The organism is Weissella viridescens (assembly GCF_001437355.1).
Classification (GTDB): Bacteria; Bacillota; Bacilli; order Lactobacillales; family Lactobacillaceae; genus Weissella; species Weissella viridescens.
In genome coordinates, this window is the sequence record NZ_JQBM01000006.1 from 5,901 (window position 1) to 21,906 (window position 16,006).

Genomic DNA, 16,006 nt, shown 5'->3' on the forward strand with positions numbered 1-16,006 from the left:
CGGGATAACTCCCTGACGCAACTTTTATATTATAGCAACTATCTGGTTAATCGTCAATGTTTATTTTCGATTAATTCAAACGTTTTATTTATAATGTTACGTCGTCACAGCTCGTGACAACTCTTAAGATAATACAGATTTTAACCATTAATGTCAATCACTTATTTAGATTAATTGTACAAAAAAATAACCCACCGAAATTCGGCGAGTTATTTAAAGTTTATTAACGCATCGTTGGGAATAACAAAACGTCACGAATTGATTCTGCATCAGTTAATAGCATAACCAAACGATCGATACCGATACCCAATCCACCAGTAGGTGGCATACCGTATTCAAGAGATTCAACGAAGTCTTCATCAATACCTTCGGCTTCATCGTTTCCGGCAGCACGCTCCGCAGCTTGCGCCTCAAAACGCTCACGTTGGTCGATTGGATCATTCAATTCAGTAAAGGCATTTCCATATTCAGCACCAACAATGAACAATTCAAAACGGTCAGTAAAACGATCATCTTCAGCATTCTTCTTTGCCAGAGGTGATACTTCGACTGGGTGTCCATATACGAAAGTTGGTTGAATCAATGACTTCTCAACAAATTCTTCAAAGAATTCATTGATGATGTGCCCTACAGTCCAGTAATCTTCATACTTAACATGATGTTCATCGGCAACTTGACGTGCCTCTTCAACTGTCATTGGTTGCCAGAAGTCGACACCAGTCTTTTCTTTAATCAAGTCGACCATGTGCTTACGAGCAAATGGCTTACCTAAATCAACCTCAGTTCCTTGGTAAGTAATCTTCAAATCATCAGACACAACCTTTGTTGCGGCTTTAAAGATGTTTTCTGTTTCCGTCATAACATCATCAAAATCCCAGTAAGCTGCATATGTCTCCATAACAGTAAATTCAGGATTGTGCTTTTGATCCATTCCTTCGTTACGGAACACACGTCCAATTTCATAGACACGTTCCATACCACCCACAATCAGACGCTTCAAATGCAATTCAAGCGCGATTCGTAGATACATATCGATATCTAAAGCATTGTGATGTGTAATGAACGGACGGGCTGAAGCTCCCCCGGCTGAATTTTGAAGCATTGGTGTCTCAACTTCAATGAAACCATCTTGGTTCATGTAATCACGAATTGCCGTGATGATTTGTGAACGCTTATAAAAGCGATCGTACGTGTCATCATTTGCAATCAAATCAAGGTAACGTTGACGGTACTTTGTCTCAACGTCTGTTAAACCGTGATACTTATCTGGCAATGGACGTAGCGCCTTTGACAAGTGTGTGATTTCTTCAACATTAATTGAAAGTTCACCCGCACGTGTCTTCATTACAGTTCCCTTGAAGCCTAAAATATCACCCAAGTCAGACTTCTTGAACCATTCGTAAACATCCTCACCCACAACGGGCTTTTGGACAAACACTTGGATACGACCTGTACGATCTTTAATATCAGCAAAAGTAATCTTACCTGAACGACGCTTGGTCATCATACGTCCTGCAATTTTAACTTCATGGTGTCCAGCTTCAAGTTCCTCAGTAGAAACATCGTCGTATAACTCATGTAGTTGTTCTGCTGTATGTGTCCGGTCATAACGATGACCAAAAGGATCAATTCCCGCTTCACGCATTTCGTCAGCTTTTTGACGGCGTGAAATCATTTGATCATTTAATGACTCTTGTTGATCTGCCATTGTGTACCCCTTTATATGTTTTAAATTAATTCGGTTTTCGTAAAAATAGCCTTCTTAAGTTTGCCAAGCTTAGCGAATTTTTGCAAGCCCTAAACCAACATTATTTGTCTTCGGCTTCACTAATTAATGCTTGCAATTCCTCAGCATTAAAATCGATTTCTTTACCTGTAAAACGATCCGTAATCTTAACACCATGATCTTGGTCTAACATTTCTTGCAAATCTGCTACAGGCAATGTTTCAAGCATTTGTGCATAACGTGCTTTTGAAGTTTCTGGATAAGAAGTAACTGGTGTTGCATCGACCTGTTCCAAATCCTTGGCACCAAATAATTGATCCAACAGTTCCATTGGCACATGGTTAGTTTCCAAAATTGAAGCAATTGATGGATAATGTTGGAGCTTTTCTTCCAATGTATCCAAATCCGCATCTGTTGCATCAGGTAGCGCAGACACGATGAACCCTCCGGCAGAAATGACGTTTCCATCACTATCGACTTCAACTGACACAGCAACAGCTGAAGGAATTTGTTCTGACTTAGCCATGTAGTAGGTTAAGTCATCACCAATTTCACCAGTTGCAAGTTGAACCTTACCCGTAAATGGTTCCATGTCTTCGCCCATATCCTTGGTCACTGTCAAATAACCATCAACACCAACCGCAGCACCAACATTTTCTGAACCATCTTCATTCAACGGCAACGTTACTTCAGGATTTGAAACATAACCTCGAACTTGCCCCTCCGCAGATGTTTCAACAACAATCTTACCAGCTGGTCCATTCCCATCAATTGTTAAAACAAGACGATCATCATCTTTTAATAAAGCATTTGAAAGTAGTAATCCACCAATTAAGGCACGCCCTAAAATTGTCTTACCTAGGTTTGAAGCCTTTTGATTTTCTGTAATCTTTTGAACCATGTCTGTTGCGTCAACCGCAATAGCACGGAAAGCATTATTTTTCGTTATGGCACGCACTAATTCATCAGTCATATTAATTCTCCTTCTGTTCACATTTTGTTATGTGCTATTATACGCTATCTCACGGCATACTTTAATCATTAAATACAAAAAAGGAACTAATCACTGATTAGCTCCTTTTTATCTATTTAGATTTCATTATCGTTATCAGGTGAAATTTCCTTTGGCTCGTCAGAAACGGCCTTATCTTCATCTTCCGTTAACTTGCGATTAGCAGCATCACGTGCTTCCTCATATGACATTGGCTCATCTGAGTCATTGTTAGAAGTAGGCTTTTCATCTGGCATGTGACCTGTTTCAAACAAACTCAAGATTTGCTTTTCATCCAATGTCTCGTATTCCAGAAGCGCTTGCGCAATAGCTTCATGCTTATCTTGGTATTCAGCAATGATTGACATTGCAGTATTGTATCCTTCAGTTGTCAAACGACGAACTTCTTGATCAATTTCATTAGCTGTTGCTTCTGAATAAGTCAAACCATTACGTCCCATTGAAGGTGTGTTTTGGTTTTCCAATTCAACCATTCCCAACTTATCAGACATTCCATATTGCGTTACCATTGAGCGCGCAATTTGAGTTGCTTGTTGGAAGTCATTTGAAGCACCAGAAGATTGTTGATCAAATTTGAACATTTCAGCGGCACGCCCACCCATCAAACCAGCGATTTGATCAGTAGCATCTTGCTTTGACATCAACATTTGATCCTCACGTGGCAACATAATGGCGTATCCGCCAGCACGTCCACGTGGCACAATCGTTACCTTGTGCACAACACGGGCATCATTCAAGACCAACCCAACAATAGCGTGTCCAGCTTCGTGATAAGCAACGGTCTTACGTTCCTTTTGTGAAACAACACGGTCCTTCTTGACCGGTCCAGCGATAACACGATCTTCAGCTTCATCAACATCCTTGGCATTGATTGTGTTGTGGTTTTGACGAGCAGCCAAAAGCGCAGCTTCATTCAACAAGTTTTCCAAATCCGCCCCAACAAAACCTGGAGTTTGCTTGGCAACTTCTTTCAAATCAACTGAAGAATCTAATGGCTTGTTACGGGCGTGAACCTTCAAAATATCTTCACGACCCTTAACGTCGGGTTGTCCAACCAAAATCTTACGATCAAAACGACCAGGACGTAGCAAAGCTGGATCCAAAACATCTGAACGGTTAGTAGCAGCCATAACGATAACGCCTTCACTACCAGAGAACCCATCCATTTCAACTAGAATTTGGTTCAATGTTTGTTCACGTTCATCATTTCCACCACCGGTACCAGAACCACGTTGACGTCCAACCGCATCAATTTCATCAATAAAGATGATTGATGGGGCAACCTTCTTGGCATTTTCAAACAAATCACGAACACGACTTGCTCCAACACCAACGAACATTTCAACGAAATCAGAACCAGAGATAGAGAAGAATGGCACCTTTGATTCACCAGCCACGGCACGGGCTAGTAAAGTCTTACCCGTTCCGGGAGGTCCCTCAAGTAGCACACCCGCTGGAATACGAGCCCCTAACTTAGAGAACTTCTTTGGATCACGTAAGAATTCAACAACTTCAACCAATTCTTGCTTTTCTTCTTCTTCACCGGCAACATCCTTAAAGCGAACTTTGTTTTCGCTTGGATCTTCAGGCTTTGCCTTTGACTTACCAACGCCCATGATGTTTCCACCACCGCGTCCGCCTTGGCCACCACCTTGCATACCGCTCATCATCATATAGAACAATCCAACCATCAATAGGACAGGCAACAACGTTACCAACATTGTACCCCAGAAGTTTGAGGCTTGTGGCTTAGTTGTAACAGCTGTCTTTGACTTATCGGCTGCATTTTGAATATCTGAGATGACTGTACCATTGCTGACAACTTGCGTTTGGAAATTCTTAGTCTTGGTATTTTGCTTACCAGACAAAAGGTTGTTAAACGCACCAGCAGTACTCTTTTGATCCTTCTTTGAATCAGAATCAGATTGTGCCTTACGGTATTCACCCGTAATTTCATACACTCCAGCACCTGGCTGGACTGTAATCTTCTTGATTTTGTCGTCTTTTAAATCAGTCACGAACTGTGACGTCGTCGTTGTTTTAGTTGTCGTTGTTTGTGTAGGTCCTGCAACCCAGTAAAACAACCCCAAAAAACCTAAAGCAAGGATAACGTAGAACAGACTGTTACGAACAAAATTACCATTGTTCTTGGGATTTCGCATCTATTCCTCCTAGGGGTATATCTCAAAAATATACCTGTTTACTCTATCATTTAAATTTTAATTTAATGCTTAATTTAATGCTTAATTTAATGCTCTGGTGTAATGTCTGTTGTATCCACCAAGTCAGCATGTTCTGGATCATAGACTGCTTGTTTCAACACACCCACATATGGCAAATTACGGTAGAGTTGCTTGTAATCTAATCCGTAACCAACCACGAAAGCTTTCGGTACATCAAACCCAACATAATCAACATTAGCATCGACAACACGGCCTTCTTTTTTATCTAGAAGACTGGCAACTTTAATTGATTTTGCACCACGTTGCTCCAAAAGAGCCATCATAAATTTTAATGATCGGCCTGTATCAACAATGTCTTCCATGATAATGACATCACGTCCAGCAATATCTGTTTGTAAATCAACAATTAAATCCACTTCACCAGATGAGGCAATACCACCGTGGTAGCTTGAGACGTCAATAAATTCTACTTCTGCATACTGCATATAACGCATGACATCTACTGTCCATAGGACGGCACCCTTTAAAACTGAGATAATAACAGGCGTGCGACCTTCATAGTCGGCGGCCAATTCGGTCCCAACTCGTTTCGCTGCTTCTGCAATATCATCTTCACTATATAAAACACGTTCAATATCGTTATTCATGTCCCATTGGCTCATGTAGTTTGCTCTCCTAAAAATATGGTTCACCTATCGTTACACAGCATTAAGAGTAACACAAATAATTGAGAATGTTTAGCAAAATTGCGAAAACATTGTTAACTTTCTTAACCAAGGCGTTCTAAGCGTAACATCGCCTGCTCTCGCACTAATTGCCAGCCTTTTCCAAGCGTAATCTTTCCTTGTGCCACACTCTCATTTCGCATTAATTGAATCGCCTGCTGGAGTTGTCGATTCTTCACTTGATACAACCCTTGCTGATTCAACCAAGCCTGCAGTACATAAATAATTGCCGTATTCGGCATTGTCCAATCAAATGTTCCCATTTCCAGGGCTGCAAATTGTTGCGGTAGCGTTGCTTGTAATAAATACGACATCCCTGCTAGTTGTTCAGCACTTTCATTAATATGCGTTGCCGCTTGCTGATTAATCAACTCCAGCTCTGGCAACACGCGATTACGAATCCGATTACGAGCGAATTGATTGTCTTGATTCGAACTATCTGTAATCCAATGCTGTAAAGGTTTGTCCAATAGCGTATCAAGCGAGCCTTTAGCTATCCCTAAAAATGGTCGAACTAACTCAATTTTTTCAGTAAGCGGTCCTTTAAACTGCATCCCCTGTAATTGTTGAATATGACCACCGCGAACTAATTTATATAGGACCGTTTCCGCTTGATCAGTCGCGTGGTGCGCGGTCACAATTTTATTAGCACCAATATCTTTAGCAAAATCTACTAGCGCTGCATAGCGCCGCTCACGAGCCTGTTCCTCAATCGCACTCGTTGGCGTTTCCACCCAATCTAAATCTACCATGCGGGTTGCCACCAATTGTGGTGTCGCATTAAAAACTTCACTTACAAAGCGTGCCTCTGCCGGTGCATCTGAGCGTAAGTGGTGATTCACATATAACGCACTCACTTGTGGTTGAAGTTCTTGTGGTAAATTCTGTTGTGTCAGCCACTGCAGCAAGGTTAGGGAATCATGTCCGCCTGAAAAGGCGACCACAATATGGTCTGAGGCTTTGAACAATTGTTTTGAACGCACTGTTTCGATTAACTGACGATTTAATTTATGATCTTGCATTTCGTTAGCCTCATTTTTCTTGCTATATAAAAAGGTCGAGCCATAGCTCGACCTTTTTTATTTTATTTATCATCAGGGAGATTAAAGACAACCTCTCCGTCCTTAGAATAAAGATAACGTTGGCGAGCCAACTTACTCAAGTAGTCACTGCTTTTAATTTCTTTTTTTGTCTGTTTCAGCGACTGATTCGTTTCCTTAGCCTTATCAAGGCTGGCTTGCGTTTTAGCCGTCGTTTGTTCAGCAGCCACGTAGCGTTGATAACGTGTTTGATACTGCCAAGTAAAGATGATAGTTAATAAAAGAATCATAGTTGCGCAGACAATCCGACGCTTACGGTGAATCTTACGTTGATGTTCAATCGTTCTGCGCTGAATTTCTAACGCACGTTGACCAGCATCATTCAATGGCTGAATATTCGGATTAGAGTAATATTTAGCCATCTGCCGGCCTCCTTCATTTTTTAACTTCGTTAGTCTTTACACAAGAGTAACTGTATCTTAAAAATCCAGATTTTTTAAGCCTTAAAATAAAAGCTTAACCTTTTTATATAAAAGTGTCACAGAGCGTTAGTCTGACTCTCCATCCGTTGTGTACTTTTCGTCAACAATTGTATACATCTCTTCGGATTCGTTCTTCTTGGTTGTTTCCACGATTTTATCGATACGCAAAACAGACGTCTTATTCCCGAAACGAATTGTTAACTCATCCCCCTCAGTAACATCACTAGATGACTTAGCCGTCTTACCGTTAATGTCAATACGACCTTGATCCGCAATTTCTTTAGCGACTGTACGACGCTTAATCAGACGAGAGACTTTTAAAAATTTATCTAAACGCATATTAATTTCCTTTCGATAGTTGAGCTAAATACTCACCCTTCGGTAGGACAAGTAGCTCAGTTTGATTAAAGATGTGTAAGTGAATAATGCCATAAATAGCTACAGTTGCGCCACTTAATCCAGCAAAACAACACGTCAGAATGCTAGCACCTCGGGTTTGCCCGAATAAGGCATCGCCACCCCGACGCACGACAACTGCAGTGATGACCATTGTTCCTAAGACCAGTCCTAGGCGACCCCACCATTGCCAAGTTAGCATGCCTGGCCAAAGTTGACCTGGAATGCGCCAGATAACGAAGGCCAACAAGGGTAACAAAGCTACTAAAGTAGCAACCCCAGCACCAGCAATATCCCAGGTCGGAATCAAGAACAAATTACCTAAGTACTTCGCCCCTAAACTAATTCCCACAAACCAAACTAAACCGTGGGTACGGTTCATGCTTTGCAATACGCTCGTTAGCACCGTGATGAGTGTAGCTGGGATAATAATTGTAACATACCACATCAACGCGACATCACTTTCACGAGAACTAAACAAAAACATGTTGACCACCGGCATGATAGCAATTAGCCCCAGTGTTGTTAGTGCTGAAAAGACGAGCGACATCCGCACAGTCATTTGGAAAGCTTGCTTCAAAGCCGTCTCAGCTCGATTCTGCCAATGCGTGTGCAATGTTGGTAACAATGACGTTCCCAATCCGGTTGCCACTACCATACCAAGTTGCACAAGTGGCTGACCGCGATCGTAAACACCTTTAGTACGCTCAGCTACAGTATTCGACAAACCGCATTGCACCAACGCCCCTTTCACTGTGAAGGAATCAATTAACTGCAAAAAAACCAACAAGGCTGCCAATAACGCTAGCAACCCGCCCTCACGCCATAGACGTTGCCATAACTGACCATAGCGCAAGTCCGCTGACATGACCGCTTTTCCTCGTTGAAAAGGATTGAAGTCCCTGAGCGACTTGAATAAGTAGATTGTCGTCGCGACACCAGCAATCGTTGCTGCAAACGTGGCCCAGGTGCCAATGCGATAAACATCCCACGCATGTTGCATACCAAACCACGCGACACCTAGAATGATAGCTACCCGCACAACCTGCTCAATCACTTGCGACAATGCGGTTGGAACCATATCAAATTGCCCCTGGGTATATCCTCGACTAGTGGCCAAGCATGGCATCAAAAGAAACATCCATGCAACGGCCTTGATTTCGGGAACTAACCGCATATCCTGCATCCCCATCGCAATCACTGATGCGCCAAAATAGATTAACGCAAAGATAGCAATACTGATTCCAGCAAGGAGCCAGAATAACCTTCGTGCCACCAAACGCTTTTCAGCCTGAGCCGGTTGTTCAGCCACCATTTTGGAGATAAACAGTGGCCAGCCGCTTAGTGTCATTACCATGCCAATCCCATAAATTGGATATACCTGTTGAAAGACATAGAAGCCTTGATTCCCAACAATATTCTGGAACGGAACCCGATAAACGGCACTTAAAACTTTCGCAATAAGACCCGCTAGCGCCAAAATACCAGCGCCAGCGAATAATTTTTGTTGTTTTGCCATATGGTCACCTACTTAGACAAGACTGGTAAAGAAATCAGTGAGTTGCTTTAACCAGACCATTGGCTTTTGGTTCGGTTGCAGAGCAATTTGCAAACGAGCGATATCGCCTTGGTTCTTAATTTGTCCAGCCAGTTTATGCGCCTTAAGTTGTGTTTGTAGTCCTTCAAGTGTAACCGGACTTTCATCCGTAAACTTTGTTTCCAGCATCTGTGGTTGGCGTGGCATTCGCTTAATTGAAGCGACACCAGCTCGATCCGCAGCAGCCTTAAGACGACCAACCATAATCAACTGCTCAGCTGCCAGTGGGAGTTCACCAAAACGATCCACCAAATCATCGGTAATCTCGTCGAATTGTTCTGGCTTATCTGACTTACGAATACGCTGATAGATTTCAATCTTTTGAGGACCATCTGGTACATAGTCATTTGGTAGATAGGCTTCAACTTGCAAATCAAGCTCAGCGTCTGATTGCTTTTTCTTACCCTTACCTTGCTTTTCGGCCACCGCCTCATTCAACATCTGCATGTACAAATCGTACCCCACACTATTAATGAATCCATGTTGACTCTGTCCCAGCAAATCACCGGCACCACGAATCGACAAATCACGCATAGCAATTTTAAAGCCTGAACCCAATTCCGTGAAGTCACGGATAGCTTCCAAACGCTTTTCACTTTCTTCATTCAACGTTCGCGTACCAGGATACGTGAAGTAAGCATAGGCAAGGTTATTTGATCGACCAACACGACCACGTAGTTGGTACAGTTGTGACAAGCCCATGTGATCGGCATTTTCTACAAAGAGTGTATTCGCATTTGGAATATCCACACCAGTTTCAATAATTGTTGTCGTAACCAATACGTCGTACTCACCATTGATGAAATCAACTAGAATCCCTTCCAATTGTGTTTCTGTCATCTTTCCGTGAACAAAGGCAACCCGTGCTTCAGGCACCAAAGACTCGATCATTGCGACGACCCGTTCAATATCTTCCACACGATTGTGGAGGTAGAACGTTTGACCACCACGCGCCATTTCACGTTCGATGGCCGTCGCCAAAGTACGACCATTTTGTTCCATCACATACGTTTGGATTGGATAACGATTTGCTGGTGGCGTTTCAATTACTGAAAGATCCCGCACCCCAACCATTGACATATTCAAGGTTCGTGGTATTGGTGTGGCCGTTAAGGTCAAAACATCTACATTGTTCTGCATTTCCTTAAGACGCTCCTTGTGCTTAACCCCGAAACGTTGTTCTTCATCAATCACAAGTAATCCTAGGTCAGCAAACGCAACATCTTTAGATAAGATACGATGTGTACCAATCAAAATATCAATTTCATGATTAGCTGCCGCAGCCAGCGTGGCCTTGGTTTCCTTCGTGCTTTGAAAACGTGAGAGAACACCAATTTTGAGACCAGTGCCTTCAAATCGACTTTGGAAACTATCGTAGTGTTGTTGTGCCAAAATTGTCGTTGGTACCAACATGGCAACTTGCTTACCAGCATGAGCTGCCTTGAACGCAGCTCGCATTGCCACTTCTGTTTTTCCAAAACCAACATCCCCAACTAAGAGTCGATCCATTGGTTGCACCTTTTCCATGTCTCGCTTAATTTCTTCCGCGGAACGGAGTTGATCAGCGGTTTCCGGATAAGGAAAGGCGTCTTCAAATTGGCGTTGTGCATCATCATCGGCAGGAAAGGCGAAGCCTTTTTTTAAAGCACGTTCAGCATAAAGGTCAAGAAGCTCATCGGCAATATCTTCAACCTTCTTAGCAACTTTCGCCTTAGCTTTTTGCCACTCAGTCCCACCCAGCTTATTTAGCTTGGGGGCTTTTTCAGCCGCGCCAACATACTTCTGCACCAAATCAAGTTGCGAAACCGGAATAAAGATTTTGTCGTCTTTTTGATAACCGATAGTGATGTAATCTTGCTTCATCCCATCCCGTTCGATGGTCTCCATGCCTTCATAAACACCAATACCATGATTGACATGGACCACGTAATCGCCGACTTCAAGCTCGTTATAACTTTTGATACGTTCTGCGTTGGTTAATGTTTGTCGGCGTGGCGCCTTCTTTTTGGCCTGTTGAAACAATTCATGTTCCGTTAACACAATCATATTTTGCGCTGGCCAATCAAATCCTGCGCTTAACGGTTGCACTGCAAGTTGGGTGCGCCCCATTTGCAAACCATCTGTCGCTGTCTGATTAACTTTGACATCAAAGTCAGCCAAAGTCTGTGCTAATTTATCAGCACGTTCGTCAGTGTTCGTCAAAAAGAGGACGGTATTTCCTTGTTTTTGCCAGCGCTCCACTTCACTCTTCAACATTGGCATTTGCCCAAAGAATTGTTGACTTGGGCGAACTGTGACATTTGTCAAACTATCTTGTTTTAGATTTCCAACACCGCGTTGCAATGGAGAAATCATCAAGGTTGTTTGCTTCAGGTCACGAGCTTGTTGCTCGATCTCAAAGCCCAAATCAATTTGATCAAGTGCTAGCTGTTCTTCAGCTTTTTGTTCCCACCATTGTGTATTTTCCTCAGCCATTTGCTTTGCATTATCCATCGCACGAGGATAGTCATCGAAAACGACTAGTCCAGCTGCTGGTAGATAGTCAAACAAACTAGCTGGTTCTGGATACAAGTAGCGTAAATACTGACGGAACGGCGCCAAGATTTGACCCTGATTTAGGCCATCAATAATCGGTGTCATCGCTTCGGTCAGATGGCGCTTATCGGCACCCTCCAATCGATCACGATTTTCAGTAAAGGCCAATTCAAAACGTGTTTTTGCTGCTTCAAGTTGTGCATCCGTTGCGACCAATTCATTAGCTGGTCGAATCGTCACCTCGTTTAAGTTACCCAAACTTCGTTGCGTAGCCACATCAAAAGTACGTAAAGAATCCAGCTCCGTATCAAAGAAATCCATGCGAACAGGATATTCAGCGTCCATCGGATAGACGTCCACAATTGACCCACGTACAGCGAAATCACCCGGTTGACCGACGACCTCATTGCGTTGATAACCCATGGTATGCAACTTTGCCGACAGTTCTGCTAAATCGTATTCATGTTTGAAATCAACTTCTAGTTGCGCTGCCACAAAATCAGCGACAGGCGCTAAATAACGTTGTGCTCCCGCCACACTTGTGACAACAACAGCCTTTGGATCGGTGCGTAGCGCCTCTAAAGCTTGCACACGTGCGATCGGTACATCTAATGACGTTACGGCAATCTCGTTGGCTAGCGTTTCTTCAGCTGGGAAAATATGAACATGTCGATCTGATAGCAAACCAGCCATGTCCTCTGCGATTTGATCCGCATGAAACTGGCTATCTGCCACAACCAACATTGGTTGTTGGACTTTTTGTTCAACCGCAGCCAAATAAGCAGTTCGCGCCGCTCCAGAAAGACCAGTCACAATGTGCCGGCCCCCCTTTTTTAGTTGGCTTGTTAAATTTTTTAAATCCGGATTTTCGGCAATTAAATCAACCAGTTGCATGGCTCTCTCCTCTTCAATAATCCCTTAATTATAGTGATTCATTAGGGTTTGGATGTCATCCCCCGCTGCAAAGTCTTCAAAAATATCCAAAGACTTGCCGACTCCAGCAGCAAGCTCAACCTGCTCGTCCTCACCAAACTTTCCTAACACAAAGTCAATCACCGCTTGATGCGTATGCTTTGGATGTGAAATACCAAACTTCAATCGATTAAAGTTTTGCGTATTCAAGTGGTTAGCAATACTTTTAATCCCATTGTGTCCACCTGCAGACCCCTTGGCTCGCAGACGAATCTTACCCAAATCCATATCCATGTCATCATGCACAATTAAAATATCTTCCAGTTCAATCTTGTAGTAATCCATCAACGGACGAACTGCACGACCTGAGTCATTCATAAAAGTCGTTGGCTTTACCAACAAAACCTTTTCACCATCGAAGAACCAGTTGGCGACAAAAGCATGATGCTCACTATCTTGTTTAAAGGTTAAATCATATTTATCGGCCAAAGCATCTAGCACAATAAATCCGACATTATGTCGCGTGCGATCGTATTCACGACCAATGTTTCCCAATCCAACAATCATTTTCATTTTGAATACCTTCTCTTCTATTTAATGCACGAAAGGGGCAGAATCGCGAGGATCCTACCCATTCCATTTAATTGAATTTACTAACTTTTTACCATTATACGCATTTTACACCAACAGTGCCATGACTAACCCGCAATAATAAAGACGCTCATCAAAATAATTTTTACAAAAAAAGTCCGCATCTTTGTGCGGACTTTTTGCTTTATTCTGAAATTAAATTAAAACCGTGTCGATGTCGACGGATGTAGAACAGAATCATTGCGACCAATGAAACGAACATAATCCCCAGCATGACATAAACCGCCTGCGTTGGTGCCTGCCCAATCATCATCGTTTGTCGCAAACCACTAACGGTGTATGTCATTGGTACCCAAGCATGCAATTTCTGATAAATTTCTGGCGATAGTTGAATCGGATAGGTCCCGGCTGACAAGCTCAATTGTGCCACTAACAAAACGACTGACACGAATGAACCCGCACGACCAAACCATAGATTAATTGCCGTAACGAGTAAGGCATCCATCCAGGCAATTAGAATCAACAACCCTAATGTTGCTGGACCATCTACGTAAGTCATGCCAAGTAACCACTTGCTCAAGAAGAAGAGCACAATGGCCATCATCGTAGCAATCCCCAATAAGATAACTAGCTTAGAACCAACCCAACGCCATAGCGCGTAAATCGTTGTCCGTGGTTGTACTAAATCAATCATCAAATTAATCCCTAGCATTCCAACAAACAGACCTACAGAGAACATGTATGGTGCCATTCCAGTTCCGTTATTTGGGACCTGGTCACGTTCTTGGTGCTTTGTTTTAGCTGGTTGCGCCATTTGGGCATATGTCCGCTTGTTTGCTGGCAAATCGTTGACGCGTTTTGTCGCCTGATCCAATTGATCAGATAACTTTTGATTTCCTTGCTGCACCTGATTCAATGCTGGCCCCATCTGTTGAGCCCCTTGATTAAGACGTTGTGAACCATCCTGCAACTGTGTTGATCCATTAGCTAGCTGACTTGATCCTTGCGTTAATTCGCCACCCTTATTTTGTAGCGTACTCAATCCAGTTTGAACTTTACCATTGCCAGCTACTAGCTGCGCGACACCATTTTGAAGTGGTGCCATTTGGTTAGCCATCTGATTAACACCTGCATTAAGTTGTTGACTACCTGACAAGGTCTTGGCATTGCCGTCAGTTAATTGCTGACTACCTGCAAGTAAACTATTTTGGGCTGACAATAATTGCGAACTCCCTTGGTTTAGTTCACCCGACTTTTGACTAAGTTGTTGCAACCCACCGGTTACTTGCTTTGAACCATCTGTTAATTTATTTACCGCACTTGGCAAAGCTTGTAGTTGTGTTACTTGTTGTTCAATAGCAGGCATTTCAGCTGGCAATCCCTGTGCATGTTGCGCAATTCGCGTTAACGTATCTTGGTTTTCTGCCAAGCTTTTCACCATTGGTGCAATAGCTTCTTGCAAATCAGTCGTATTCTTTTGTAACACTTCTACTTGCGCATCCATCTGTGCTTGATCTGATGCCTGACTGGCTTGAACACTCTGCTTGAGCGCCTGTGTTTGTTCTGGCGTCAGCTTTTGTTCTTTTGCTGTTTGATCAATAGCCGCATTAACGTGAGCGTCGCGTCCAGCTGAAATCTTTTGCATCTCAGCTAAGGCAGTTAGACTACTATCAATCTTCTGTGTGACTGTTCGCGCATCTGGAGCAGCACCTTGTTTAGCCTTAGCTTCATTTATGATTCGTTCTAAGTCAGTCAGATCTGACTTCACTTGGTTAATTTTTTTAGGGTCCAATTGCCCTTTTTGTGTCGCATCTTGTAATGCTACGAGTCCCTTTGTAACTTGCTCACTCCCCGCGGTTACCTGTGAAACAGCGTCCGTGTAGTCTTGTACGCCGTTATGTAGTTTTGTTTGCCCTGCTTGGGCTTGTGACAAGCCATCTGTTAATTGACGTTGGCCGTTCAAACTAGCACCCAGCCCATCGCTGAGTTGACTTTGTCCAGCTGACAATGCACTGACTCCTTGATTAAAGGCAGGCAGTTGACCCTGCATTTGCTGTAGGCCTTGCCCCACTGCTTGGTTACCTTGACCAGCCTGACCCACACCATCAACATACTGCTTTAATCCGACATCTAACTTCTGGGCCCCCGCACCAAAAGTTAAACTACTTTGCGCTAACGTACTTAGTCCATCGGCTAACTGCTGTTGACCATTTTTTATTTTACCTGATCCATCCGCCAATTTTTGACTTCCGTCAGCTGCTTTACCAAGACCATCCCCAGCTTCCTTAATTTCAGAAAACATGGCTTTAGTATAGGCTTCGGTCACTGATTCCGAAACACGTTGTTGTATCTTATTTGCAGCCGACTCTGATAGTTTTCCACCAATAAAACTGTGCCCTGAACTTGTGGCATAGTCTAACTGCATTTTCCGTGGATGCTTATCCAATAAAGTGGTCGCATCCTTTGAAAAATTCTCTGGTATCGTCATAACCATATAATACTTGCCATCTTTTAGGCCTCTTTGTGCCTGTTTTGAGTTAGTGAAATTAAAATCGAGATCTTTCGACTGCTTTAACTCATGAACCAGCTGATTCCCCACATCAACTGTCTGCTTATGATACTTGACGGGTTGATCATGATTCACAACTGCGACAGGTAATTCATCGACATTCCCATAGGTATTCCACAATGAACCCAAAAATGGTACGGCATATAATGCTGGCAAAAAACATAACACGCTGACCACCAACATCATAAACCGGTGCTTTTTTAAATATTGCCATTCTGCTTTTAACATTGTTCCCCCC

General features: G+C 43.0%; 11 protein-coding genes. All 11 read right to left on the bottom strand.

Annotated features, from left to right (window positions below; translation table 11 throughout):
* Positions 1–223 precede the first annotated feature (223 nt).
* Complete coding sequence (gene lysS / locus IV50_RS07285) at positions 224–1,708, bottom strand: lysine--tRNA ligase (RefSeq protein ID WP_057747097.1); 1,485 nt, start codon at positions 1,706–1,708, stop codon at positions 224–226.
* Between the two features lie 100 nt (positions 1,709–1,808).
* Complete coding sequence (hslO, locus tag IV50_RS07290; protein ID WP_057747098.1) at positions 1,809–2,699, bottom strand: Hsp33 family molecular chaperone HslO; 891 nt, start codon at positions 2,697–2,699, stop codon at positions 1,809–1,811.
* Between the two features lie 116 nt (positions 2,700–2,815).
* Positions 2,816–4,900, bottom strand: coding sequence for an ATP-dependent zinc metalloprotease FtsH (gene ftsH, locus IV50_RS07295; RefSeq protein ID WP_057747100.1), 2,085 nt, complete (start codon positions 4,898–4,900; stop codon positions 2,816–2,818).
* Between the two features lie 86 nt (positions 4,901–4,986).
* Entirely contained in the window at positions 4,987–5,583 is a 597-nt protein-coding gene (hpt, locus tag IV50_RS07300; RefSeq protein WP_082625997.1) for a hypoxanthine phosphoribosyltransferase, read from the bottom strand.
* Positions 5,584–5,690: 107 nt separating this feature from the next.
* Positions 5,691–6,668 (bottom strand): tRNA lysidine(34) synthetase TilS, encoded by a 978-nt coding sequence (tilS, locus tag IV50_RS07305; RefSeq protein ID WP_057747102.1) that lies wholly within the window; start codon positions 6,666–6,668, stop codon positions 5,691–5,693.
* A 62-nt stretch (positions 6,669–6,730) separates the two neighbouring features.
* Positions 6,731–7,108, bottom strand: coding sequence for an FtsB family cell division protein (locus tag IV50_RS07310; protein WP_057747104.1), 378 nt, complete (start codon positions 7,106–7,108; stop codon positions 6,731–6,733).
* Positions 7,109–7,234: 126 nt separating this feature from the next.
* Positions 7,235–7,507, bottom strand: coding sequence for an RNA-binding S4 domain-containing protein (locus IV50_RS07315; protein ID WP_057747106.1), 273 nt, complete (start codon positions 7,505–7,507; stop codon positions 7,235–7,237).
* A gap of 1 nt (position 7,508) precedes the next feature.
* Positions 7,509–9,083, bottom strand: coding sequence for a polysaccharide biosynthesis protein (locus IV50_RS07320; protein ID WP_057747107.1), 1,575 nt, complete (start codon positions 9,081–9,083; stop codon positions 7,509–7,511).
* A 12-nt stretch (positions 9,084–9,095) separates the two neighbouring features.
* Positions 9,096–12,590 carry a transcription-repair coupling factor gene (gene mfd / locus IV50_RS07325; RefSeq protein ID WP_057747109.1) on the bottom strand — a complete coding sequence of 1,165 codons (3,495 nt, stop codon included), beginning with the start codon at positions 12,588–12,590 and terminating at the stop codon, positions 9,096–9,098.
* A 24-nt stretch (positions 12,591–12,614) separates the two neighbouring features.
* Positions 12,615–13,181 carry an aminoacyl-tRNA hydrolase gene (pth, locus tag IV50_RS07330; protein ID WP_057747111.1) on the bottom strand — a complete coding sequence of 189 codons (567 nt, stop codon included), beginning with the start codon at positions 13,179–13,181 and terminating at the stop codon, positions 12,615–12,617.
* 202 nt (positions 13,182–13,383) lie between these two features.
* Positions 13,384–15,996: a YhgE/Pip domain-containing protein gene (locus IV50_RS07335; RefSeq protein WP_057747113.1), complete on the bottom strand. Its 2,613-nt coding sequence runs from the start codon at positions 15,994–15,996 to the stop codon at positions 13,384–13,386.
* Between the last annotated feature and the right edge of the window lie 10 nt (positions 15,997–16,006).

Excerpts from the sequence above, each read along its gene's own strand:
- lysS (WP_057747097.1), bottom strand. The coding sequence starts at position 1,708 with ATGGCAGATCAACAAGAGTCATTAAATGATCAAATGATTTCACGCCGT.
- hslO (WP_057747098.1), bottom strand. The coding sequence starts at position 2,699 with ATGACTGATGAATTAGTGCGTGCCATAACGAAAAATAATGCTTTCCGT.
- ftsH (WP_057747100.1), bottom strand. The coding sequence starts at position 4,900 with ATGCGAAATCCCAAGAACAATGGTAATTTTGTTCGTAACAGTCTGTTC.
- hpt (WP_082625997.1), bottom strand. The coding sequence starts at position 5,583 with ATGAGCCAATGGGACATGAATAACGATATTGAACGTGTTTTATATAGT.
- tilS (WP_057747102.1), bottom strand. The coding sequence starts at position 6,668 with ATGCAAGATCATAAATTAAATCGTCAGTTAATCGAAACAGTGCGTTCA.
- IV50_RS07310 (WP_057747104.1), bottom strand. The coding sequence starts at position 7,108 with ATGGCTAAATATTACTCTAATCCGAATATTCAGCCATTGAATGATGCT.
- IV50_RS07315 (WP_057747106.1), bottom strand. The coding sequence starts at position 7,507 with ATGCGTTTAGATAAATTTTTAAAAGTCTCTCGTCTGATTAAGCGTCGT.
- IV50_RS07320 (WP_057747107.1), bottom strand. The coding sequence starts at position 9,083 with ATGGCAAAACAACAAAAATTATTCGCTGGCGCTGGTATTTTGGCGCTA.
- mfd (WP_057747109.1), bottom strand. The coding sequence starts at position 12,590 with ATGCAACTGGTTGATTTAATTGCCGAAAATCCGGATTTAAAAAATTTA.
- pth (WP_057747111.1), bottom strand. The coding sequence starts at position 13,181 with ATGAAAATGATTGTTGGATTGGGAAACATTGGTCGTGAATACGATCGC.
- IV50_RS07335 (WP_057747113.1), bottom strand. The coding sequence starts at position 15,996 with ATGTTAAAAGCAGAATGGCAATATTTAAAAAAGCACCGGTTTATGATG.